Origin of the sequence: Spongiibacter tropicus DSM 19543, from assembly GCF_000420325.1 — a bacterium.
Lineage (GTDB): Bacteria > Pseudomonadota > Gammaproteobacteria > Pseudomonadales > Spongiibacteraceae > Spongiibacter > Spongiibacter tropicus.
The window spans coordinates 314,463-336,487 of record NZ_ATUS01000001.1 but is presented as its reverse complement, the minus strand read 5'-3'; the positions used below and the strand labels follow the sequence as shown (position 1 = coordinate 336,487).

22 protein-coding genes and 3 tRNA genes are annotated in these 22,025 nt (G+C 56.6%); 13 read left to right on the top strand and 12 right to left on the bottom strand.

The window, feature by feature from the left end:
* The first annotated feature begins 12 nt into the window (after positions 1-12).
* Together G411_RS0101715 and G411_RS18950 are read left to right on the top strand one after the other, a co-directional pair.
* Entirely contained in the window at positions 13-1,107 is a 1,095-nt protein-coding gene (locus tag G411_RS0101715) for an efflux RND transporter periplasmic adaptor subunit (RefSeq protein ID WP_022957439.1), read from the top strand.
* Positions 1,097-4,174, top strand: a complete 3,078-nt coding sequence (locus tag G411_RS18950; protein WP_022957438.1) for an efflux RND transporter permease subunit — start codon at positions 1,097-1,099, stop codon at positions 4,172-4,174. Before G411_RS0101715 ends, G411_RS18950 begins: the two co-directional genes overlap by 11 nt.
* Positions 4,175-4,222: 48 nt before the next feature.
* Here the strand turns inward: G411_RS18950 and G411_RS0101705 are convergent, their stop codons facing one another.
* Both G411_RS0101705 and acnB read right to left on the bottom strand, forming a co-directional pair.
* On the bottom strand, positions 4,223-4,501 hold the full coding sequence (locus tag G411_RS0101705) for a YebG family protein (protein WP_022957437.1): 279 nt from the start codon (positions 4,499-4,501) through the stop codon (positions 4,223-4,225).
* 143 nt (positions 4,502-4,644) lie between these two features.
* Entirely contained in the window at positions 4,645-7,272 is a 2,628-nt protein-coding gene (gene acnB / locus G411_RS0101700) for a bifunctional aconitate hydratase 2/2-methylisocitrate dehydratase (RefSeq protein ID WP_022957436.1), read from the bottom strand.
* A 209-nt stretch (positions 7,273-7,481) separates the two neighbouring features.
* On the opposite strand from acnB, the gene G411_RS0101695 reads away from it, so the two are divergent.
* Together G411_RS0101695 and G411_RS0101690 are read left to right on the top strand one after the other, a co-directional pair.
* On the top strand, positions 7,482-7,952 hold the full coding sequence (locus G411_RS0101695) for a DUF1289 domain-containing protein (protein ID WP_022957435.1): 471 nt from the start codon (positions 7,482-7,484) through the stop codon (positions 7,950-7,952).
* Between the two features lie 67 nt (positions 7,953-8,019).
* A complete protein-coding gene (locus G411_RS0101690) occupies positions 8,020-8,631 on the top strand; it encodes a MiaE family protein (protein ID WP_022957434.1) in 612 nt (203 codons plus the stop codon).
* Positions 8,632-8,664: 33 nt separating this feature from the next.
* Here the strand turns inward: G411_RS0101690 and G411_RS0101685 are convergent, their stop codons facing one another.
* Complete coding sequence (locus tag G411_RS0101685) at positions 8,665-9,411, bottom strand: UDP-2,3-diacylglucosamine diphosphatase (RefSeq protein WP_022957433.1); 747 nt, start codon at positions 9,409-9,411, stop codon at positions 8,665-8,667.
* A 3-nt stretch (positions 9,412-9,414) separates the two neighbouring features.
* On the bottom strand, positions 9,415-9,909 hold the full coding sequence (locus G411_RS0101680) for a peptidylprolyl isomerase (protein ID WP_022957432.1): 495 nt from the start codon (positions 9,907-9,909) through the stop codon (positions 9,415-9,417).
* Positions 9,910-10,077: 168 nt separating this feature from the next.
* Between G411_RS0101680 and G411_RS0101675 the strand changes: the two genes are divergently transcribed.
* Complete coding sequence (locus tag G411_RS0101675; RefSeq protein ID WP_022957431.1) at positions 10,078-11,757, top strand: glutamine--tRNA ligase/YqeY domain fusion protein; 1,680 nt, start codon at positions 10,078-10,080, stop codon at positions 11,755-11,757.
* Between the two features lie 90 nt (positions 11,758-11,847).
* Positions 11,848-13,251 carry a cysteine--tRNA ligase gene (cysS, locus tag G411_RS0101670; protein WP_022957430.1) on the top strand — a complete coding sequence of 468 codons (1,404 nt, stop codon included), beginning with the start codon at positions 11,848-11,850 and terminating at the stop codon, positions 13,249-13,251.
* A 4-nt stretch (positions 13,252-13,255) separates the two neighbouring features.
* On the opposite strand, the gene G411_RS18945 is transcribed toward cysS, so the two are convergent.
* The 3 genes from G411_RS18945 to folD are packed head-to-tail and all read right to left on the bottom strand — an operon-like array spanning position 13,256 to position 15,131.
* Entirely contained in the window at positions 13,256-13,621 is a 366-nt protein-coding gene (locus tag G411_RS18945; RefSeq protein WP_022957429.1) for a VanZ family protein, read from the bottom strand.
* A complete protein-coding gene (locus G411_RS21260; protein ID WP_022957428.1) occupies positions 13,622-14,275 on the bottom strand; it encodes a lysophospholipid acyltransferase family protein in 654 nt (217 codons plus the stop codon).
* A 10-nt stretch (positions 14,276-14,285) separates the two neighbouring features.
* Positions 14,286-15,131 (bottom strand): bifunctional methylenetetrahydrofolate dehydrogenase/methenyltetrahydrofolate cyclohydrolase FolD, encoded by an 846-nt coding sequence (gene folD / locus G411_RS0101655; RefSeq protein ID WP_022957427.1) that lies wholly within the window; start codon positions 15,129-15,131, stop codon positions 14,286-14,288.
* 170 nt (positions 15,132-15,301) lie between these two features.
* Between folD and G411_RS0101650 the strand changes: the two genes are divergently transcribed.
* From G411_RS0101650 to G411_RS0101640, 3 genes are all read left to right on the top strand, one after another.
* Positions 15,302-15,378: transfer RNA gene (locus G411_RS0101650), tRNA-Pro, on the top strand.
* A 26-nt stretch (positions 15,379-15,404) separates the two neighbouring features.
* Positions 15,405-15,481: transfer RNA gene (locus G411_RS0101645), tRNA-Arg, on the top strand.
* Positions 15,482-15,508: 27 nt separating this feature from the next.
* Positions 15,509-15,584, top strand: a tRNA-His gene (locus tag G411_RS0101640).
* A 90-nt stretch (positions 15,585-15,674) separates the two neighbouring features.
* On the opposite strand, the gene G411_RS0101635 is transcribed toward G411_RS0101640, so the two are convergent.
* From G411_RS0101635 to G411_RS0101615, 5 genes are read right to left on the bottom strand one after another with little or no spacing between them, the layout of a single operon-like run.
* A complete protein-coding gene (locus G411_RS0101635; RefSeq protein ID WP_022957426.1) occupies positions 15,675-16,433 on the bottom strand; it encodes a pyridoxine 5'-phosphate synthase in 759 nt (252 codons plus the stop codon).
* Positions 16,430-17,050, bottom strand: coding sequence for a peptidylprolyl isomerase (locus G411_RS0101630; RefSeq protein ID WP_022957425.1), 621 nt, complete (start codon positions 17,048-17,050; stop codon positions 16,430-16,432). Before G411_RS0101630 ends, G411_RS0101635 begins: the two co-directional genes overlap by 4 nt.
* Positions 17,050-17,757 (bottom strand): TIGR04211 family SH3 domain-containing protein, encoded by a 708-nt coding sequence (locus G411_RS0101625; RefSeq protein WP_022957424.1) that lies wholly within the window; start codon positions 17,755-17,757, stop codon positions 17,050-17,052. The genes G411_RS0101630 and G411_RS0101625 overlap by 1 nt, the downstream gene beginning before the upstream one ends.
* A gap of 43 nt (positions 17,758-17,800) precedes the next feature.
* Positions 17,801-18,100, bottom strand: a complete 300-nt coding sequence (locus G411_RS0101620) for a YciI family protein (RefSeq protein WP_022957423.1) — start codon at positions 18,098-18,100, stop codon at positions 17,801-17,803.
* 2 nt (positions 18,101-18,102) lie between these two features.
* Positions 18,103-18,810, bottom strand: coding sequence for a VC0807 family protein (locus tag G411_RS0101615; RefSeq protein ID WP_022957422.1), 708 nt, complete (start codon positions 18,808-18,810; stop codon positions 18,103-18,105).
* A gap of 130 nt (positions 18,811-18,940) precedes the next feature.
* Between G411_RS0101615 and G411_RS0101610 the strand changes: the two genes are divergently transcribed.
* From G411_RS0101610 to scpB, 4 genes are all read left to right on the top strand, one after another.
* Complete coding sequence (locus G411_RS0101610; RefSeq protein WP_022957421.1) at positions 18,941-19,771, top strand: PHP domain-containing protein; 831 nt, start codon at positions 18,941-18,943, stop codon at positions 19,769-19,771.
* 11 nt (positions 19,772-19,782) lie between these two features.
* Entirely contained in the window at positions 19,783-20,412 is a 630-nt protein-coding gene (locus G411_RS0101605) for an L-threonylcarbamoyladenylate synthase (RefSeq protein WP_022957420.1), read from the top strand.
* A gap of 78 nt (positions 20,413-20,490) precedes the next feature.
* The gene (locus G411_RS18935) at positions 20,491-21,381 is read left to right on the top strand and encodes a segregation and condensation protein A (RefSeq protein WP_037508583.1); all 891 of its coding nucleotides are present in this window, start codon (positions 20,491-20,493) and stop codon (positions 21,379-21,381) included.
* Positions 21,378-22,025: SMC-Scp complex subunit ScpB (gene scpB / locus G411_RS18930; protein WP_211218285.1), on the top strand; the 648-nt coding region annotated here is incomplete at its 3' end. The genes G411_RS18935 and scpB, both read left to right, overlap by 4 nt.

Sequence of the window (22,025 nt, the reverse complement as noted above, 5' to 3'; positions counted from 1 at the left end):
GCAGGCATCAGCATGTTTAGAACTTTCGTTTTTTCCCGTCTTTGGCAGCGCAGCTTGGTGTGTAGCCTGTTATTAAGCGCCGCGTTCAGTGCGTTCGCTGACGGCGCGCCGGTCAAGGTGGGGGAGATTAAACGTCAGCAGTCCTATGATGTTCAGCGACTGTTTGCGGGGCGAGTATTAGGTAGTCAGCGAGCGGATATCGGCTTTGAGGTGGCCGGGCGTGTTGTTCGATTGCACGTCGTCGATGGGCAGCGTGTTGAGCGCGGGCAATTACTTGCAGAGTTGGATACCAAGGCACTGGAGATTGAGCGGGGTGAGCTGCGCGCAGCCCGCCGTGAGGTTCAGGCACGCATTGAGCAGTTGCGACTGGATCAGGAGCGTTTCAATGCACTGGCGGAAAAAGGTTATGTATCTCAGGGGCAGCTTGATGAGCTGGACAGCCGCCTTAGGGCAACTCGGGAACAGTTAACACAAGTCGCAGAGCAACTTCGTGGTGTTGAGTTGCGCCTTCAGAAATCCACCTTAACCGCGCCCTTTGCCGGTGAAATTGCCTCACTCAATATAGAGGAAGGGGTGGTTGTCGCGGTTGGCCGAACGGTTTTGCAACTGGTTGAAACGGGGAATAACGAGGCGGTATTCGGTGTTTCCGACCAACTGGGCCGCGATCTGCTGCCTGGAGAGGGGATGGAGATTGCCCGCGGTGATCAGCGCTGGTCCGTCACTATTATTTCGGTGTCGCGAAATCTGGACTGGCGGACGCAGACTCGAACAGTGCGAGTGCAGCTTCCCAAAGAGGCGCCCTTCGTAGATGGAGAAACCGTGCATTTGCTGTTGCATGAAGTTCGGCAGAAGCCTGGGTTCTGGTTGCCTATGACGGCGATGGTGGGCGATGTGCGGGGAACGTGGGCGGTCTACCAGATTGCAGAGGGTGAGGACGGGGTGCATCTGCGCAAGCGTTCAGTGCAGCCGCTCTATCAATTCCGTGGCAACGTTTATGTGCAGGGTGAGTTGCAAGACGGAGACCGGGTGGTGACCGACGGTACCCACCGTCTGGTGCCGGGTGAAGCGGTAACAATTGCCAAGCAGGACACGCCTAATGCTGAATAATCCGCGTTTTATCGCCTTGGGTATCGCGCTGATTATTGTGGCGGGACTGGCGGCAGTGGCGAGCTTGCCTCGTTTGGAAGATCCTCGATTTGGTAATCGGCATGGCATTGTCTTGTCCCAGATGCCCGGTGCCAGTGCTGAGCGTGTAGAGACGCTGGTCATCGAACCACTGGAAACCGCACTGCGCGCAATTCCTGAAATTGATCACATTGATTCGACGGCCAAGTCTGGTGTTGCGGCGATCAGTATTGCGTTTGTCGATGAGGTAAAGCCCGCAGATACGGATCGTCTGTGGTCTGAAGTGCGCGATAAACTGGGTGAGGCCGCGAAATCATTGCCTGCCGATGCTTCGCCGCCGCAACTGGATCATGAACGAGATTACGCTTTCACCTGGTTGGCCGCCTTGCGTTGGCAGGGCGAGGGTGAAGCCGATTTGCTCAGAGTGGGGCGCTACGCTGAAGAACTCGCCAGCCGCTTGCGTAATCTGCATGGCACCGACATTGTTAAACTGCGTGGCGCGCCTCAGGAAGAAGTGCAGGTGCGTGTTGATGTCATCAAGGCCGGTGCTGTGGGGCTGGACGTGCCCGCTGTGGCGGGGTTGTTGCGCAACAGCGATGCCAAGACCGCAGCAGGTGAGCTGATCGGTGCACAGCAGCGCCTGCCGATGGAATTCAGTGGCGGCTTTGACCAGCTTGAGCGGATCCGACGTACACCCTTGCTGACGCAGGAACATGGCGGTTCACTGCAGTTGCAGGATATTGCCCGGGTCTATCGCGGTGAGCCGGTCTCGCAGAAGGATATTGCCGAAGTGCATGGCGAGCGGGCGATTGTTATCGCCGTTCGTATGCTCCCGACGATGCGGGGCGATCAATGGACCGCATCACTGCGCAAAGCTGTTGCCGAGTTCGGCGAGACGCTGCCTGACGAGGTGGTGATTGAAGAGCTGTTTTCCCAGGAGCGCTATACGACGGCGCGTTTGAATGAGTTGTTGGGCAATATCGCGCTGGGCTTCTTCTTTATCTTCGTAATTTTGCTGTTCACCTTAGGCTGGCGATCGGCGTTCATCGTCGCACTGTCGTTACCACTGACGATGCTATACGCGCTGTCATGCATGTTCTTTACCGGGTTGCCCATCCACCAGATGTCGGTGACCGGGCTGATTGTCGCGCTGGGGATTATGGTCGATAACGCCATCGTGGTGGCTGATATGGTTAGGCGCTACAGGGAAGAGGGCTATTCCCCGGTGGCGGCTTCAACCAAGGCTTTCAAACATTTGTGGGTGCCTTTGCTGGGCTCGACCCTGACAACGGTACTGACTTTTATGCCGGTTGCCTTGATGCCCGGTGCTTCCGGTGAGTTTGTAGGTCCCCTGGCCAATTCGGTGATCTTTGCGCTGTTCGGCAGCTGGTTGATTTCATTGTTTATCATTGCTCCCGTGGCAGGCAGGCTGCTGGCGGCAGAGCATCGTCCCGGTATATCTGCGGGATCACTGGATCGCAGCTTCAGGAAATTTCTCAGTCGCTGTCTGGCAATGCCGCGCCGGGCCGCTTTGCTTTGCTGTACCTTGCCGCTGGCAGGGTTCATGCTGGCCCAGCAGTTGCCGGAGCAATTCTTTCCTCCGTCTGATCGCGACATGATCGATATAGAGGTGTACCTGCCTGCGGGCTCCAGCATTGCGGCAACGCGTCGTGCAGCGGAGCGCATGAGCGAAGTTATTGAAGCGCATGAAGAAGTTGAAGAACTGCACTGGTTTATTGGTCGCAGCGCGCCCTCGTTTTATTACAATCTCTTGGATAACCGCGATGGCACGCCCCATTATGCCCAGGCGATGACGCGTGTGAGCGATCCGGCGGCAGCAAACCGACTGGTCGGGCAACTGCAGCGGGAGCTGGATAATGCTTTCCCCGAGTATCAGCCGATTATTCGTCGTCTGGGGCAGGGGCCGCCGACGGTTGCCCCGGTTGAGCTGCGCTTATACGGCGCCGATCTGGAGCAGCTTCGCCGCCTGGGTGACGAGCTTCGCGCTATTGCGTTGAAGACCGAGAGTGTTGTCCACGTGCGCAACTCGCTTGGGGAACGAGTGCCCAAACTGTGGCTGGATGTGGAAGAGAGCGAGGCTCAGCGTAGCCAGGTAGGCTTGAGAGACTTATCCTCACTGCTGGCTGCCAGCGTCGACGGTATTGTCAGTAGCAGCTTGCTGGATGGCAGTGAACAGTTGCCTGTGAGGGTTTCCGGTGATGGCGTTCAGGAAACCAGCGTTGACCGTTTCCTGTCTTTCCCACTGATATTGCCGACCGGCGCCAGGCCGCTGTCGGCGATTGCGGATGTGCGGCTGGAGTCGGCGCAGGCACAGATTACTCGTCGCGATGGGCGGCGGGTGAACAAGGTAGAAATATATATCCGCGATGGCGTATTGCCGGCCAAGGTATTGGCCGCTGTTCGCAGCGCATTGGATGCTGAAAACTTTGCTGTCCCTGCCGGTTATGAACTGGAGGTTGGTGGTGAAGCGGAGAGCCGCAATAGCGCGGTGGGCAAGCTGCTCAGCAGTGTGGGCATTATTGTAGTGCTGCTAGTCGTTACGGTAGTCATGGCCTTTGACTCATTCCGCCTGTCGGCGCTGGTCTTTATCGTCGCGATTCAATCTGCCGGGCTGGGTATGCTCAGCCTCTGGTTAGGTTCATATCCCTTCGGCTTCACGGCCATTATCGGTCTGATGGGCTTGATGGGGCTCGCAGTAAATGCGGCGATTGTCATTTTGACAGAGTTGAAAGCCTCGCCATTGGCGATGGCGGGAAATCGCAATGAGATTGTGAATACCGTTGCGGCCTGTACCCGCCACATCAGCTCGACAACCATTACCACGGTGGCTGGCCTGGTGCCGTTGCTGATTGCCGAGGGGACGTTCTGGCCACCGTTTGCTGTGGTGTTGGCAGGGGGGACGGTGCTGGCTACGATTCTGTCGCTGGTGTTTGTGCCGTCAGCATTTCTAGTGCTGCGTCGCCCCTACCTGATGAAATACTTCCCGCACCTTGCTGATCGCGAAGAGCAGGGCAGTCAGCGTTCATAGGGGTACGGAGCGAAGTGAAATGCCCCGCTGGAAGCGGGGCATTACGATTCAGGCAAGTTTGCGTACGGTATCGCTGGTCACGGCGCTATTGATGTCGTCCAGTGCTTCAACTTTCCCCTTGCAGGCTTGCATCAGCAGCTCTTTGTTACGAGATAGAAGAATACCGAAATCTTCGGCCTGAGCGTCGTCTATGCCGGAAATCTCCCGCTGCAACAAGGCAGTAAATTGCTCTGCCAGCTCCAGCATCTTATCGTGGGCATCTGCTTCTTTCTTACTGTCGAACATCGTGTTGTCCCGGTCACACATCCACTTGGCTATAACCGCCATGCTTCACCTCTGATTGCGTTTGAGATTTCAAAATACTGTATGTAAATACAGTATTTATTGCAAGGAGATTTTATCTGCGCAAGCCTGTCAGGCATAAAAAAAGCCGCCCGAAGGCGGCTTCTCTGCGACAGATCGCAAATCGCTTAAGCAGAAACCTCGGTGATTTCCACTGCGGCGATGCGAGCGCCTTCTTCGGCACCTTTCTGGAAGGACTCGATCTGATCGAAGTTCATGTAGCGGTAAACTTCCGCGGACATGCTGTTCAGATCTTTGGCGTATTCCATGTACTCGGCAGGCGTCGGCAACTTACCAACGATGGCACCAACGGCGGCCAGCTCGGCAGAGGTCAGGTAGACGTTTGCGCCGGTACCCAGACGGTTGGGGAAGTTGCGCGTGGAGGTCGACAGCACGGTTGCACCGTCGGCGACACGCGCCTGGTTACCCATACACAGCGAGCAGCCTGGCATTTCCATGCGTGCACCGGCTGCACCGAAGATGTTGTAGTAACCTTCTTCCATCAGCGTGTGCTGGTCCATTTTCGTCGGCGGTGACAGCCACAGACGGGTCGACAGGTTGCCTTTATGCGCATCCAGCAGTTTGCCGGCCGCACGGAAGTGACCGATGTTGGTCATGCAGCTACCGATGAACACTTCGTCAACCTTGTCGCCAGCCACTTCTGACAGCAGTTTGGCGTCGTCGGGATCGTTCGGGCAGCAGACCACAGGCTCGTTCAACTGGTCGAGGTCGATTTCGATAACCGCTGCGTATTCCGCGTCGGCGTCGGCCTGCAACAGGCTCGGATTGGCCAGCCACTCTTCCATCTTCTTGGCGCGACGCTCGAGAGTACGCGGATCGCCATAGCCTTCGCTGACCATCCAGCGCAGCAGGGTGATGTTGGAGCGCAGGTATTCAGAGATTTCCTCAACACCTTGCTTGATGGTACAGCCTGCCGCAGAGCGCTCAGCAGAAGCATCTGAGAGTTCAAAGGCCTGCTCAACGGTCAGACCTTCCAAGCCTTCGATTTCGAGAATACGGCCAGAGAAGATGTTCTTCTTACCTTTCTTCTCAACAGTCAGATGACCGTCTTGGATCGCCTGGTAGGGGATGGCATGAACCAGATCGCGCAGGGTGATACCGGGCTGCATTTTGCCTTTGAAACGAACCAGAACAGATTCGGGCATATCCAGTGGCATGACGCCGGTCGCTGCTGCGAACGCAACCAGACCGGAACCCGCGGGGAAAGAAATACCCATCGGGAAGCGGGTGTGCGAGTCACCACCAGTACCTACGGTGTCGGGCAGCAGCATGCGGTTCAGCCAGCTGTGGATGATGCCGTCACCGGGACGCAGAGATACACCGCCACGAGTCATGATGAAATCGGGCAGGGTGTGCTGGGTGTCGATATCCACGGGCTTGGGGTATGCGGCTGTGTGGCAGAACGACTGCATGGTTAGGTCGGCAGAGAAGCCGAGGCAGGCCAGGTCTTTCAGTTCGTCGCGAGTCATCGGACCAGTGGTGTCCTGAGAACCCACGGTGGTCATTTTCGGCTCACAGTAGGTGCCGGGGCGAACGCCTTGGCCTTCAGGCAGACCACAGGCGCGGCCAACCATTTTCTGTGCCAAGGTGAAGCCTTTGCCGGTGTCTTCCGGTTGCGCCGGTACTCGGAACAAGTCAGAGGTGGGCAGACCCAGAGATTCGCGGGCCTTGGCAGTCAGGCCTCGGCCGATAATCAGGTTGATACGGCCGCCAGCGCGTACTTCGTCCAGCAGTACATCGGACTTCAGCTCGAAAGTGCTGACGGTTTCGCCGGTTTCAACATTTTTGATTACGCCGTCGTAGGGACGGATTTCGATCACGTCGCCCATATTCAGCTGTTCTACATCGGCTTCGAAAACCAGTGCACCTGCGTCTTCCATGGTGTTGTAGAAGATCGGTGCAACTTTACCGCCGATACAAACACCGCCGCCGCGCTTGTTGGGCACGCCGGGGATATCATCGCCGAAGAACCACAGCACAGAGTTAGTGGCAGATTTACGTGAAGAGCCCGTGCCCACAACGTCGCCAACCATTGCGATGGGGTGGCCTTTTTTCTGCAGTTCTTCAATTTGCTTGAGGGGGCCGATTTGACCGGGTTGGTCAGGCGTCAGGCCGTCGCGCTCCATTTTGTACATTGCCAGCGCGTGCAGCGGAATGTCGGGACGCGACCAGGCATCGGGAGCGGGAGACAGGTCATCGGTATTGGTTTCACCGGTAACTTTGAAGACCGTTTTAACAATGCTTTCCGGCACGTCGTCACGCTTGGTGAACCACTCGCCGTCGGCCCAGCTTTGCATGACCGCTTTAGCGTGCTCGTTGCCCGCTTTGGCTTTTTCTTCCACATCGTGGAAAGCATCGAACATCAGCAGGGTGTGCTTGAGCTCTTCGGCGGCCAGAGGAGCCAGAGCCGCGTCGTCGAGCAGATCGACCAGCGTTGCGATGTTGTAACCACCGTGCATATTGCCCAGCAGTTTAACGGCTTCTTCCTTGGAAATAAGAGGGCTGCTTGCTTCGCCTTTAACAAGGGCAGACAGGAAGCCTGCTTTTACATAGGCGGCTTCGTCAACACCCGGTGGTACGCGGTTGGAAATCAGGTCGAGCAGCGTGGCTTCCTCACCGGCGGGTGGGTTTTTCAGCAGTTCAACCAAACCGGCGACCTGCTCAGCGTTCAGGGGCTTGGGGACAATACCCTGCGCTGCGCGCTCCTCAACATGCTTGCGATAGGCTTCTAGCACAATTAACTCCTCTCTTCAGTTTCGGTACCCGTAGTCCGGGATCGCCGGAGGCCGGGGCTATCGATGCCCGTCATCGATGCGAAATGGGGTGGCAAGTATACTTAAAAACCCTACTCAGGTTAAGGTTTGCCGGAACGCTCGAAGGGCTTGTCTGAGGCGGTGGTCTCACTTACCCTTTGCGGCTGCGGTAAATCCCACTGGAGTGTCTTTTGTCTGATCTGCTTGGCCGTGTGGCAACCCCCTGTATCGGCGTATGTTCGACGGGTATCGGCGATGATGTCTGCCGGGGCTGTAAGCGTTTTTGCCACGAGGTGATTAACTGGAACAGCTACAGTCAGGAGCAAAAGCGCAGTATCGATCAGCGCCTGGACCGTTTTCTGGTACAGGTAATGGAAGACAAATTGCACATTGTGAATGCCGAATTGCTGGCCTGGCAGTTGGATGTGCAGCGGGTGCGTTATCCCGCGCAGAAAGCGCCGCATATCTGGTTGTTTCAATTACTGCGGGCCGGGGCAGGGCAGATTCAGGAGCCGCGCCAATACGGCTTTCTGGTCGATGCGGCCTGGCAGGACCAAAGCCTGTTGCAGATCCGCGAGGCCATTGATCGTGAGTTTTACCTGCTCTCGCAAGCTCACTACGAGCGCTATATCGGGCGCTATATTCAAAAACAGGAAGGCTGAGCCCGTGCGTGGACACTGGTATACTCGCGCCCTCTTTTAATCTGTACTTCCCTCAGGCACCGGTGTTATGGCAATCGATATTTCCGAAGTTCTCGATTTTCTCCCCTGCGAAACGCCGCAAGCGTGGGTAGATGCCGCTCTAGAACACCCGGAAGAGCTGTTGATTGATCACGCCAACTGTGAAAAGAAGGCGGCGGGAACGGCCCTTAATCTGATGTTTCGCTACGTCGATAAGCTGGATTTGCTCAATAAAATGTCGCGGCTGGCCCGCGAGGAACTGCGGCATTTCGAGCAGGTACTGGCGATTATGAAAAAGCGTGGCGTGGAATACAGGCATGTGTCGTCGTCTCGCTATGCCAATGGTCTGCGCGAGTTGGCGCGCAGCAGTGATCCGGGCAAGCTGATTGATATTCTGATTTGTGGCGCACTGATTGAGGCGCGCAGCTGCGAACGTTTTGCCAAAATTGCGCCCCATTTGGACGATGAGCTGCGAGATTTTTATCTGTCGCTGCTGAAGTCGGAGTCTCGGCACTTCAAAGACTATCTGACCCTGGCTGCAGCCTATGCCGGAGAGCCGATTGACGAGCGGGTTGCGGTTTTTCGGCAGCGAGAGCAGGAGCTGATTGAGTCGGCAGACACGGCATTCCGCTTTCACAGTGGGCCGCCGTGCGCGGCCTGATTTGCCTAGCCTGAATTTGCCTAGAGTAGCGCTTCACGCTGTTTGGTCGCTGTTGGCGTCGATCGGGAAATGGCGCAGTTCGAGTTTGTCCGGTGTGCTTTCCAGTACCCAGCCGCGCTGATCCCAATCGCCCAGCACGATTCTTTCGCCGGGTTTGCCGTCCAGTGCCAGTGCATGGCGGGCAGGGCGGTGAGTGTGTCCATGAATAAGCCGGTGGCAGTTATGTTGACGCAGTTGCTCCAGTACTTCTGCCGGAGTGACATCCATAATGTCTTCGGCCTTGTTGCTATTGGCCTCACTGCTGGCCATTCGCAATTGCTTTGCCAGCGCTCTACGTTCGTTCAGCGATTTGCTCAGAACCTGTTGCTGCCAAGCGGGGGAGCGGGCCATTTCCCGAAACTGCATATACTCGGCGTCGCCGGTACACAGGCTGTCGCCGTGCATTAATAGTGTCGCTTCGCCGTCCAGTTCAATAATCGTTGGATCGCTCAGCAGTGTGGCGCCGACGTTGTCACAAAAATCCTGTCCCACCAGAAAGTCGCGATTGCCGCGCATAAAGTACAGGGCACAGCCGCGGTCGCTCAGGGTTTTGAGGGCCTGTTTGACGTTGCTAATCAGTGGGCTGCTGTCGTCATCACCAATCCAGCTCTCGAAAAAGTCGCCGAGAATGTACAGCGCATCGGCGTTGGCAGCGTCGTGCTTCAGGAAATGGAAAAACGCCCGGCTGATGGCCGGGCGCTCCTCTTCCAGATGCAAGTCTGAAATAAACAGACAGCGCATGACTTAGTCTTGCCATTCCGCTTTTTCGATGATGACGTCTTCGGCGGGCACATCTTGGTGGCCGGCGGCGCTGGTGGTACGAACACCTTTAATTTGGTTGATCACGTCCATGCCGTCGGTGACTTTACCAAATACCGCGTAACCCCAGCCTTGCATGGTTTTGCCGCTGTGGTTCAGGAAGTCATTGTCTTTTACGTTGATGAAGAACTGCGCGCTGGCAGAGTGCGGGTCCATGGTGCGGGCCATGGCCAGCGTGCCGAGGTCGTTTTTCAGGCCGTTGTCGGCTTCGTTTTCAATCGGCTCGCGGGTGGCTTTCTGTTTCATGCCGGGCTCGAAGCCGCCGCCTTGAATCATGAAGCCGTCGATCACGCGGTGAAAAATGGTGCCATCATAGAAGCCTTCTTCGACGTATTGCTTGAAGTTTTCGGCGGTCTTGGGCGCCTTGTCGAAGTCCAGTTCAATTTTGATGTCGCCAAAATTTGTTTTAAAGATAACCATTTGCGTCGATCTCGCTTATAAGCAGAATGTAAAGCCGCTATAATACGGCTTTTGCTCTGGCGGCGAAACCGAGTGGCGTTCCGCGCGCACTCCAGGCCCCGGAACATGGCAATTCTGACGCGTCCCTTCCCCGGCGGATGGGCTGAACCAAAAGAGAACCACGATTCAATGAGTGAGCACGACGTCGCCGGTAATAACTTCCTGCGTACCCTGATTCGAAAGGATATTGAGGCCGGGCGCCTCACGGGTGAGCTGGTTACCCGCTTTCCCCCGGAGCCCAATGGCTTTCTGCATATTGGACATGCCAAGTCCATCTGCTTGAATTTCGGTCTGGCCGAACAGTTTGAGGGGCGCTGCCATCTGCGCTTTGACGACACCAATCCGGCCAAGGAAGAGCAGGCGTATATCGACGCCATCCAAGAGGATATCCGTTGGCTGGGTTACCAATGGTCGGGCGATGTGCGCTATGCCTCGGATTATTTCGACACGCTCTACGAGTACGCGGAGCACTTGATCACCGCGGGCAAGGCCTATGTGTGCGAACTCGATGCCGAGCAGATGCGCGAGTATCGCGGCACGCTGACCGAGCCAGGCAGAAACAGTCCCTTCCGCGACCGCAGTGCGGAGGAAAACCTCGATCTTTTCCGCCGTATGCGGAACGGCGAATTTGACGAGGGCGCCAAGGTGTTGCGCGCCAAGATCGATATGGCCTCGCCCAATATCAATTTGCGCGACCCGATTATCTACCGTATTCGCAAACAGCATCATCACCAGACTGGCGATAAATGGTGTATTTATCCCACCTACGATTTTACCCACGGCCAGTCCGATGCGATTGAGGGTATTACCCACTCGATCTGTACGCTGGAGTTTGAGGATCACCGCCCACTGTACGAGTGGTTCATTGCCAATCTGCCAGTGCCCTGTGAGCCTAAGCAATACGAGTTTGCCCGGCTGAATATTAACTACACCGTCACCAGCAAGCGCAAGCTGAAAGCGCTGGTGGATGAAGGCGTGGTGGCGGGTTGGGATGACCCGCGTATGCCGACCATTGCCGGCATGCGTCGCCGTGGCTTCACCCCGGCGTCGCTGCGGCATTTCTGTGAAATGGTGGGTGTGGCGCGCAGTGAAGGTATTGTCGATATGGCGATGCTGGAGCATGCGATTCGCGATGATCTCGATAAAAATGCGCCCCGCGCGATGTGCGTGATGGAGCCGCTGAAACTGGTTATCACCAATTACCCCGAAGACAAGGTCGAGCAGCTGGCGGCGCCGGGGCACCCCAATCGCGATGATCTCGGCGAGCGCGTGCTGCCGTTTACCCGCGAGGTGTATATCGAGCGCGACGACTTCCGCGAAGAAGCCAATAAGAAGTTCAAGCGTTTGGTGCTGGGCAAGAAAGTACGCCTGCGCAATGCCTACGTGCTGCTGGCCGAAGAAGTGGTGAAAGACGCCGACGGCAACATCACGGAAGTGCACTGCAGCTACGATCCCGATACCCTGGGCGAAGACCCCGCCGACGGCATCAAGCCCAAGGGCGTTATTCACTGGGTATCCGCCAGTGAAGGGCGCCAGGCGACCGTGCGCTGCTATGACCGTCTGTTCAACCACGAAGCGCCGGATCGTGGCGGTGAGGAGTTTATGGCTCACGTTAATCCGCAGTCGCTGGATGTGGTAGAAAACTGCTGGATTGAGCCGGGTCTGGCAGATTGCGTGCCGGAAAGTCATTTCCAGTTTGAGCGCACCGGCTACTTCGTTGCCGACCGCTATGAGCATAGCGCTGACAAGCCGGTGTTTAATCGCACCATTGCCCTGCGAGACAGCTGGGGCAAAGCCGAGCAGAACTGAATGGCGGCGGGCGGCAGCGTCCGCCGCCGTGCGCGCATCATATAACAATATCATCCGCCGCCCTTGGGCGGCCGAACCGCAGTGAAGAGCATGACAATCCAGATTTACAACACCCTGAGCCGCAAGAAAGCCCCTCTGAGCCCGATCGAGCCGGGCGTGGTCAAAATGTATGTGTGCGGAATGACGGTGTATGACTACTGTCACCTCGGGCACGCGCGGGTTCTGGTGGCGTTTGATGTCATCAGTCGATTCCTGCGGGCAAAGGGTTTTGATCTGACCTATGTGCGCAATATCACCGATATCGACGACAAGATTTTGCGCCGCGCCGATGAGAACGGTGAAGATTACACCGCGCTGACCAGCCGGTTTATCAATGCCATGCACGAAGATGCCGAGCGTTTGGGGATTGCGCCGCCGGATGCCGAGCCGCGCGCCACCGCACATATCGGCGATATTCTGGCTATGATCGACAAACTGATTGACGGTGGCTATGCCTATGCGGCCAGTAACGGTGACGTGTATTACCGTGTCAGCCGCTTTGAGGGCTACGGTAAGCTGTCGGGCAAGAACCCCGAAGAACTGTTGTCCGGTGCGCGGATTGCCGTAGACGAAGCCAAGGAAGATCCGCGTGATTTTGCGCTGTGGAAGGCGGCCAAGGCGGGTGAGGTGAGCTGGCCTTCGCCCTGGGGCGAGGGGCGGCCCGGTTGGCATATTGAATGCTCGGCCATGTCGACCTGCTGCCTGGGGGATAACTTTGATATTCACGGCGGCGGCCCAGATCTGGTGTTCCCGCATCACGAGAACGAAATTGCCCAGTCCGAAGCGGCCACTGGAAAACCTTACGCCAACACCTGGATGCACGCTGGCGCGGTACGCGTGGACAATGAAAAGATGTCCAAATCACTGGGCAACTTTTTTACTATTCGTGAAATTCTGGACAAGTACCACCCGGAGGTGGTGCGCTATTTCCTGATTTCCAGCCACTACCGCAGCGCGATAAATTATTCAGAGGACAACCTACAGATTGCCCGCCAGAATCTGGAGCGCTTTTACCATGCCCTGAAAGGCCTGCCGCTGACTGCGCCAACGCCCTATGCAGAACTGCCTCAGGACAATGATACGGTGCGCCGCTTCGACGCGGCGATGTGCGATGACTTTGCGGCGCCAGAGGCGCTGGCTGTGCTGTTTGACCTGGTGCGCGAGATGAACAATGCGCGTGCGGCTGGCAACACCGAAGTGTTGGCTGAGCAGGCGCAGCTGCTGCGCTCATTGGGCGCGGTGCTGGGCATTTTTGGCTGTGAGGCAGAGGCCTTTTTGCAGGCCGGTGGTGAGGGAGAGCTGGCTGGAGAGCAGATTGAGGCGCTGATTGCCGAGCGCGCGCAGGCCAAGAAAGACCGCAATTTTTCCCGGGCCGATGAAATCCGTCAGTCGCTGCTGGATCAGGGGGTCGTACTGGAAGACAGCCGTGAAGGGACGACTTGGCGCCGCAGCTGAATACTTAGCGCTTACGACGATATCGCCGCCATAGCGCGGCGATCAATTCCAATGCCAGCAGTGCTGCAATAACGCCAAGGCTGTTAGCCACTAGATCATGGCCCGATGGGCTGCGCCCCGGTGATAGCGATTGCCCGAATTCCATCAGCGCGCTGTATGCCATGACCGCGATGGCCAGCATTAGCTTGTGGCTGAGCCTGTCGGCAACCGGATAGGCCAGCACCATAAAGACAAAATAGGCGAAGAAGTGCTGTAGCTTGTCCCACAGATCAACCGTGGGCATTTCTTTGGCAGGTGTCAGCGACAACGCTGCAATGACGGCCGCGTAGCTGCTGAGAACCAATATCTTCTGCCAGCGTTTTAATTGCATTCAGGAGTCGGCCCGATAGTCGTCTGCCAGCAGGTCACGCAGGCGTTGTCCGGCATCCTCCGTGATCTTTTCCACGTCCTCTTCGCTGGCGTAATCCTCTAACGGGAACTGTTCCCAGTAAAAGCGTACTTTGGCGAAGGGATAGGGTACCTTGAACTTGTCCCAGGTAGAGGCAATGCGCCAGCCGCGATATTCCACGCGCATCAGGTAGAGCGGAAGTTTGGTTTTGCGTGCCAGTGCCACTGCGCCGGGCTTCATTTCGTGCCGAGGCCCCCGCGAGCCATCAACCGTGAATACCGTTGCCGAGGCACTTTTGGCCCCCCGAAGGAGCTGAAAGAAGGCATCGCGACCGCCGCGACTGGGCGAGCCCAATGCCACGGTGTAGCCATAGCGCTCTAGCGCTTTGCCAATGGCGTAACCGAAGTGGTTTTGCGAGGCGATGGTGTTGGCATTGCTGTGTGCAAAATAGTTGCACAGGGGCAGCAGCTCATCGTGAAACACGGCAATCACGCAGGGGTTTTCAATCTCCGGGGCATTCTGAAAGCGCACGCTGCGCGTCAGCGCAAACAGGCCGTGCATAAAGCCGATCAGAATGCCGCGAGCGGCCTTTTGCCCAGGACCGATGACCTTGGGCTTACGTTGTCGCTTTGCCACGATGTGTTGCTCAGGCCAGGGCTTTTTCGCCGGATTCAACACTCTGGAAGATCAGGGTGTTGATGGTCATCGGGCCAACGCCACCGGGTACCGGGGTGAGGGCGGCTACGCGCTCAGCGAGAGGTGCCAATTCGATATCACCAACCCCGCCGGGGTGGTAGCCAGCGTCAACTACGACGGCACCGTCTTTAATCCAGTCAGCTTTGATGAATTCCGGCTTGCCCACTGCGCCCACAATAATATCGGCCTGTTTGATCAGTTCCGGCAGGTTTTGTGTGCGGGAATGGCAGATGGTCACGGTGGCGTTGGCTTCGAGCAGCATCATTGCCATCGGCTTGCCAAGGATGGCGCTGCGGCCAACGACAACAGCATGCTTGCCTTCAATCTCAATGTTGTAGTGTTCCAGCAGGCGCATAATGCCCTTGGGCGTGGCGCAGCCGTAGGCCTCTTCACCCATCGCCATGCGACCAAAGCCGAGGCAGGTGACGCCGTCGACGTCTTTGCTCAGGGCAATCGCGTCGAAACAGGCGCGCTCATCAATCTGGGCGGGTACTGGGTGCTGCAGGAGAATGCCGTGAACGTTGGGGTCATTGTTCAGTTCGTCGATTTTTGCCAGGAGTTCTTCGGTCGTGGTGCTCGATGGCATCTCAACCGCCATAGAGTCCATGCCGACGCGTCGGCAAGCGTTGCCTTTCATCTTTACATAGGTCGCAGAGGCGGGGTCGTCGCCCACCAGAATGGTGGCGAGAATCGGGGTTTTGCCGCTGGACTTTTCCTTGAGTACTGACACCCGCTCAGCGAGTTGTTGTTCCCAGCTTGCCGCCAGTGCTTTGCCGTCCAGAATCTGTGCCGCCATCCCGGTCATTCTCCGAAAAAAGATGATTGAAATTAGGCTGTTATTGTCGCACGCCGTGAATCGACAGGCCAAGGAAGAGGGCGTGTTTTTTTTGCTAAACTTGTTGACGCCTCTGGGGCGGCTGCGTATCATGCGCAGCTCCTGTAGCGGGGCATGAGTTACACGTTAATCGGGGTATAGCGCAGTCTGGTAGCGCGCCTGCTTTGGGAGCAGGATGTCGGGAGTTCGAATCTCTCTACCCCGACCATTTCTCGTAACTCATTGGCGCTTGTTGCGCCCGTAGCTCAGCTGGATAGAGCAACGGCCTTCTAAGCCGTCGGTCACAGGTTCGAATCCTGTCGGGCGTGCCATTTAACTGCGGGAAATCTCACTCTATGGTGGCTGTAGCTCAGTTGGTAGAGTCCAGGATTGTGATTCCTGTTGTCGCGGGTTCGAGCCCCGTCAGCCACCCCATTATTTCCTCCTTCCCCTTCTTATAATCCTGTTCGGCACGTGTGCAGTCTGCTGCCTTTTCTTTGGGTCGCTTGGCGCCTGTTTACCCGCTCAGCGCAGGCAGGCGAGATACGCTTTGATGGCGGCATCCAGTCCCAGTTCGATTGCATCGACGGTAAAGGCGTGCCCAATAGAGACTTCCAGCAGTTCCTGCATGGCAGTTTTAAAGGTGGCGAGGTTGTGCAGGTTCAGGTCGTGACCGGCATTTAATCCCAGGCCGCAGTCGGCAGCAACTACGCTGGCCTCGGTAAATCTTGTGAGTACCTCATGTTGTTCTGCGCGACCATAGGCAGCGGCATAGGGGCCGGTATAAAGCTCGATGCGGTCGGCGCCGATATCGCTTGCCAGGCGGATCTGTTCTTCAATCGGATCCATAAACAGACTGACTCGACAGCCGAGTGACTTCAGTTCGCCGATAATGGGGGCGAGCATGTCACCGTCACGTGTCAGGTCAAAGCCGTGATCCGAAGTCAGTTGGCTATTGTTGTCGGGGACCAGAGTGCACTGAGCCGGGCGAGTACGGCGGACAATCTCTAAAAAGCCCGGGTAATCACTGACGCCCTGGCGGTCGCTCTTCATCGGTGCCGCGAGTGGGTTGCCTTCGATATTGAATTCAACAGACAGCATCTCGGCGAGGGCATAACAGTCATCCGCGCGAATGTGACGTTGATCCGGTCGAGGGTGCACGGTTATACCATCGGCACCGGCATCGATGCAGCGCTGGGCATGTTCGATAACGCTGGGGTATTCAGTGTCCCGAGAGTTGCGGATCAGGGCAATTTTGTTCAGGTTGATGCTCAGGGCTGTCATGGTGCGGCGGCAGCCTCTTTTGCCTCAGTGATGGTCACGCGTTCCAGTAATACGTTCTCAACGGGTACGTCGTCGTAGTCGCCAAGGCGATGAGTGCGGACATTGCTGATATCTCTCGCAACATGCTGGCCTTCGATGACTCGGCCAAATACCGCATAGCCGTCGCGTCCTGCGCGGGCATCCAGCGAGAGGTTCATGCGCATGTTGATGAAGAACTGCGAACGGGCACTGTTGGGATCGTCGGTGCGAGCCATCGCGACGGTCCAGCGGTCATTGCGAAGGCCGCTGGCTTTGGATTCGTTGACGATAGGTTCGCCATTGGGCTTTTCCACCATATCGACGGTAAAGCCGCCACCTTGAACAACAAATCGGCGCATCACACGGTGGAAAATGGTGCCGTCGTAAAAGCCGGATTTGGCGTAATTAAGGAAGTTGTCAACGGTAATCGGAGCCTTGTCAGCGAGCAGTTCGATGACGATCTCCCCCTTGCTGGTGTGCAGCGTGGCAACGGGGTTGCTGACAGTTTGTGAGTCGTTGGCCTGGCTGTGAGGAGCAAGCAGGGTGAGTGCGAGCAGTACCCAGGCGAATCGGCCTGGGCGATGTTTGACGGAGTTCACTACACCCATTCCGAGCGGCGCTTCGGCATCAGGCGCGGAGCGATCAGGGCAATCATTACACCGATCAATACCGCAAAGGCACCGTTGAGGAAGAATTCGTTCTCTTTATTCTCGCGCAGGCGGGCGTTGTCGGTTTTCAAGACATCGACTTCGCTGCTCAGCATTTGATTGCTCTCGAGCAGGCGCCGGTTGTCGCTATCCAGTTTGATGGCGTTGGCGGAGATGCGCTTGAGCTCTTCAAGCTCATTGGCAAGCGCGGCATTCTCTTCTTCAAGCTGCCCGATTATTGCAGAGGATTTCTCGGTGCTCTCGGTGCTGCTGTTGAGCTTGTCGCGCAGTGATTTGTTGGCCTCGCTGAGCTTGGCAAGCTGTGTTTCAGCGGCTTTCAGTTGGTCTCGCGCAACCGGTGTGCTGACCAGGTAGTGCGACGGCAGCCAGCCTTCAACACCGCCTTGGGTGCGGACTTTGGCGTAACCACTGTCTTCGTTGTTCTCCAGCAGGTCCAGCGGCGTGCCGCTGGGCAGGCCGCGGTGGACGATCCGGTATTTGCTGCCTTCGCCCACACGCAGCGGCACATAGATTTTATCGCTGATGTAGCGAGTCTCTGCATAGGCGCCGCCAGCTAAAAGCATTGCCAGCAGGCCGAAGAGCATCGGTTTTTTCACAGTAATTTCCACTTTAATAAATTGCTGTAAGGCATTAATCATACAAGAGTAATCCAGCCATTGAATTAGATCAATTTTGCCGACTTCAGGGTAGAACCTTCTTGAAGGGCTTTACCTCGACGTGGGCATAGACGCCAGCTTCTATATAGGGGTCGGCATCGGCCCATTGCTGCGCGTCCTGCAGGCTGCTGAATTCGGCTACCACCAGGCTTCCGCTGAAGCCAGCGTCGCCGGGGTTTTCGCTGTCGATATGGGGATGTGGGCCGGCCAGAACCAAGCGGCCCTCGTCTTTCAGGGATTCCAGTCGAGCCAAGTGTGCCGGGCGTGCGGCCAAGCGTTTTTCGAGGCTGTTGTCGATATCTTCGCTGATGATGGCGTAAAGCATACTTATTCCTGATGTAGGCGAAAAATCTGTTCCAGTTCCAGTGCCGTGAGCTGGCGCACCCGTCGCATGAGATAAAACAGGGCGGCCATCATCACCACCGTGCAGGGGAGGGCGATAACCGGGAAGCTGAGGCCGGTCATTTTGCCCAGCTCGGCGCTGTACTCGGGCGTGCCTGGAGGGCTAACTAGGAGTACCTTGGCAAGGATATAGTTCAATGTTGCCGACAGGAAAAACGAAAAGGCCAGCAGGTATGTGGCTCGGCGCAGCGCAACCTCGAAGTTGGCGTGAGCATTGTGCTCATCCAACGCTTGGTTGACGCGCTCCGTGTCAACAACCTCGTCATTGAATAACAGCGTTTTGATAAGGGGGTATGGCGTGTATAGTGAGATTAACGTTGCCAAACCGATGAGCCCCGGGATGCTGGCTTCCTTGATAGCAATATACTGAGGGTCGAGTTCTAACAGGCTGATGCCGCCTGTCAGCAGTGTGCTGACAAAGCCGAGAATCGAGAACACATTGGCACGACGGGTTTGGATAAAGTCCCAGGTGCCAAAGCTCAGCGGAAAGGCGAGGGCAATGACAATGCTGAGTTGTGGTCCGAGTGAGCCCTCATCGCTGAACTTGGTTAAAATCAGCGTCGGCACCAGAATGTTGAAAATCAGATTGGTAAAGGCACTATGCCGTGGTTTGCCCTTGGCCGGCTGAGGCATGAGAAATCCTGCTGCAAATATTTAGGTCTTGGGAAAGCGGGGCGCCGTCGGCGCGGCAATCACTATAACCATTTTCCTCCGGCATCACTAGGCGAGCCCTCGCATCAATAGTCCATGACAGGAGTTTTTCTTGATAGTCGATTTGCACACCCATACTACCGCCTCTGATGGCAGCCTCAGTCCGCTGGAGCTGGTGCAGCGAGCTCAGGAGCGCGGGGTGGAACTGTTGGCCATTACTGACCACGACAGCATCGACGCGTTCTCGCAGCTTGAAGGCTTGGGCGAGCCGGCGCTGAGGTTGATTACCGGCGCCGAATTTTCCTGCAATTGGCAGGGCGTCAATATTCATGTGCTGGGCTTGGGTATGGATGCGCAGCATCCGGGGTTGGCGTCGGCGATGCGCTCTCAACAGGAGGCGCGCGACAGTCGTGCTGAGGAAATCGATCGGCGTTTGGCAAAAAAAGGGATTACCGGCACGCTGGCGGTGATTCGCGATAAAGTGAAAGACAGTCGTCCTGTTGGTCGTCCGGATTTTGCCCGGCAGATGGTTGATGCCGGTGTCGTCAGTTCAATGAATGATGCCTTTGATCGCTATCTCGGCGCGGGGAAAATTGGCGATGTGAAGGCCATGTGGCCCTCACTGGACAAGATTATTCCCTGGATTCACGAGGCGGGCGGGGCGGCTGTGATCGCGCACCCACTGCATTACAAAATGACCAATGCCAAATTGCGACGACTGTTGGCTGAGTTTTCTGAGCTGAAGGGCGACGGACTGGAGGTTTGCAACGGGCGGCCGCCTGAAACAGAGCTGGTCTACCTGCGAGAGTTATGTCGTTTTTTTGATCTTGAGGCGTCTGCGGGCAGTGATTTCCACCACTTGAGTCAGTGGTCCGATCTCGGCTGTGATAGCGCTGTATTAGGAAATTGTCGCCCCGTGTGGCAGCGCTGGATGGCGCAATAGGAAGGAGTTACATGAGTCAATTTTTCCAGATTCACCCGGAAAACCCCCAGGCCCGGCTGATCAAGCAGGCCGCTGATATTGTGCGCAAGGGAGGCGTCATCGCTTACCCCACGGATTCGGCCTATGCCCTGGGTTGTCATCTGGGGGACAAGGCAGCACTTGAGCGTATTCGCAGTATTCGTCGCTTGGACGACAAGCACAATTTCACCCTGATGTGTCGAGACTTGTCGGAGTTGGGCAACTATGCCCGTGTCGATAACTCGGCCTTTCGCCTGCTCAAAAATCTGATTCCCGGCCCCTACACGTTCATTTTGCGGGCTACCCCGGAAGTGCCCAAACGCCTGCATCACCCTAAGCGGAAGAGTGTCGGCCTGCGTGTGCCCGATAATCAGATTTGCCTCGACCTGCTTGCCGAACTGGGTGAGCCGCTGATGAGTGTCAGCCTGATTCTACCCGGCGATGAGCTGCCAATGACCGACCCCTACGATATTCGCGATACGCTTGGCAGCCAGCTCGACCTGGTCATCGACGGCGGTTATTGCGGAATGGAAGCCACTTCAGTGGTGGATCTGGTAGATGATGTGCCGGTGATTGTGCGTCGCGGACTAGGAGATGTCAGTCAATTTGAGGAAGCGCTGTGACCGTTGGCGACTTCCCCGTATAATCGCGCCCTTGGGCGATTAAAACGGAAACAAGGCGTGCAGGATCAGGGCGATACTATGAGTGGCGAGGTAGATGTGGCGGAAACGCTGCACGTTCCGCCGCGTCCTGCGCCCGCACAGCAGGCGATGGATATCGTCAGCCTGAAAGCCCTGCGCCAGCAACCTCAGCAGGGCGAAATGCCCTTTGCGATTGTGCAGGGCAAACCCCTAACTGAGTTGCCGAAAGATCTCTATATCCCCCCTGAGGCGCTGGAAGTCTTTCTCGAAGCCTTCGAGGGGCCGCTGGACCTGCTGTTGTATCTGATCAAGCGCCAAAATCTGGATATTCTCGAGATTAACGTCGCGCAAATTACCGAGCAGTACATGCAGTACGTCAATATGATGAACGCCATGCAGTTTGAGTTGGCGTCGGAGTATCTGTTGATGGCGGCCATGCTGGCGGAGATTAAATCGCGTATGCTGCTGCCGCGCTCCAGCGAGGAACTAGATGACGAGGAAGACCCCAGAGCGCAACTGATCAAGCGTCTGCAGGAGTACGAGCGGTTTAAGCAGGCCGCAGAGAATATCGATGAGCTGCCTCGTGTCGGACGGGAGACGCATCTGGTGAATGTGGAACCACCGCCGCTGCGCCAAGTGCGCCAGGAGCCCGATGTCGACCTTAAAGAGCTGATGCTGGTATTGAGTGAAGTGCTGCGCCGGGCAGATCTGTATGTCAGCCACCAGGTCGAGCGGGAAAAGCTCTCAACCCGCGAACGCATGTCAGAAGTGCTTGCACGCCTGAGCGGCGATCAGTTCGTGCCCTTTGTGGCCCTGTTTAAACCCGAAGAGGGGCGGCTCGGTGTGGTCGTCACTTTTCTCGCCATTATGGAATTGATCAAAGAGTCGCTCGTTGAAATCGTGCAGTCTGAGCCCTTTGCTCCTATCCACGTGAAAGCCAAAAGCACATGATGATCGACGCACAGCAATTACAGAAAATCCTGGAAGGTGCCCTGATGGCCGCGGGTAAACCGCTGACCATTGCTCAGCTCAGTGAGCTGTTTGACGAGGACGAACGACCGGCGAACGCCGATATCCGCGACGCGCTGGCGCAAATCGAGCGCGACTGCGAAGGGCGGGGCTATCAGTTGAAAGTTGTTGCCAGTGGCTACCGTTTCCAGGTTCGCGAAGAATTGGCGCCATGGGTTGGGCGGCTGTGGGAAGAGCGGCCTCAACGCTACTCACGTGCGCTGCTGGAAACGCTGGCACTGATTGCTTATCGCCAGCCCATTACGCGGGGCGATATTGAGGAAATCCGTGGGGTGGCCGTCAGCTCACATATTGTCAAAACCCTGTTGGAACGCGAATGGGTGAGAGTCGTCGGGCACAAAGATGTGCCGGGTCGCCCCGCCATGTATGCGACAACGCGCCAATTTTTGGACTACTTCAATCTGAGCAATTTGGATGAGCTGCCCAGTCTCGCGGAAATTGCCGACCTGGATTCGCTGAACGCCGAATTGGAATTTGATAAAGATCAGCTTGCGTCTGCTGGCGCGGAGCAAGACACTGCCGAAGCCGAAGCCGAAGCCGAAGCCGAAGCCGAAGCCGAAGCCGAA

Excerpts from the sequence above, each read along its gene's own strand:
- G411_RS0101715 (WP_022957439.1), top strand. The coding sequence starts at position 13 with ATGTTTAGAACTTTCGTTTTTTCCCGTCTTTGGCAGCGCAGCTTGGTG.
- G411_RS18950 (WP_022957438.1), top strand. The coding sequence starts at position 1,097 with ATGCTGAATAATCCGCGTTTTATCGCCTTGGGTATCGCGCTGATTATT.
- G411_RS0101705 (WP_022957437.1), bottom strand. The coding sequence starts at position 4,501 with ATGGCGGTTATAGCCAAGTGGATGTGTGACCGGGACAACACGATGTTC.
- G411_RS0101690 (WP_022957434.1), top strand. The coding sequence starts at position 8,020 with ATGGCAATCGATATTTCCGAAGTTCTCGATTTTCTCCCCTGCGAAACG.
- G411_RS0101685 (WP_022957433.1), bottom strand. The coding sequence starts at position 9,411 with ATGCGCTGTCTGTTTATTTCAGACTTGCATCTGGAAGAGGAGCGCCCG.
- G411_RS0101680 (WP_022957432.1), bottom strand. The coding sequence starts at position 9,909 with ATGGTTATCTTTAAAACAAATTTTGGCGACATCAAAATTGAACTGGAC.
- G411_RS0101675 (WP_022957431.1), top strand. The coding sequence starts at position 10,078 with ATGAGTGAGCACGACGTCGCCGGTAATAACTTCCTGCGTACCCTGATT.
- cysS (WP_022957430.1), top strand. The coding sequence starts at position 11,848 with ATGACAATCCAGATTTACAACACCCTGAGCCGCAAGAAAGCCCCTCTG.
- G411_RS18945 (WP_022957429.1), bottom strand. The coding sequence starts at position 13,621 with ATGCAATTAAAACGCTGGCAGAAGATATTGGTTCTCAGCAGCTACGCG.
- folD (WP_022957427.1), bottom strand. The coding sequence starts at position 15,131 with ATGGCGGCACAGATTCTGGACGGCAAAGCACTGGCGGCAAGCTGGGAA.
- G411_RS0101635 (WP_022957426.1), bottom strand. The coding sequence starts at position 16,433 with ATGACAGCCCTGAGCATCAACCTGAACAAAATTGCCCTGATCCGCAAC.
- G411_RS0101625 (WP_022957424.1), bottom strand. The coding sequence starts at position 17,757 with ATGATTAATGCCTTACAGCAATTTATTAAAGTGGAAATTACTGTGAAA.
- G411_RS0101620 (WP_022957423.1), bottom strand. The coding sequence starts at position 18,100 with ATGCTTTACGCCATCATCAGCGAAGATATCGACAACAGCCTCGAAAAA.
- G411_RS0101615 (WP_022957422.1), bottom strand. The coding sequence starts at position 18,810 with ATGCCTCAGCCGGCCAAGGGCAAACCACGGCATAGTGCCTTTACCAAT.
- G411_RS0101605 (WP_022957420.1), top strand. The coding sequence starts at position 19,783 with ATGAGTCAATTTTTCCAGATTCACCCGGAAAACCCCCAGGCCCGGCTG.
- G411_RS18935 (WP_037508583.1), top strand. The coding sequence starts at position 20,491 with ATGAGTGGCGAGGTAGATGTGGCGGAAACGCTGCACGTTCCGCCGCGT.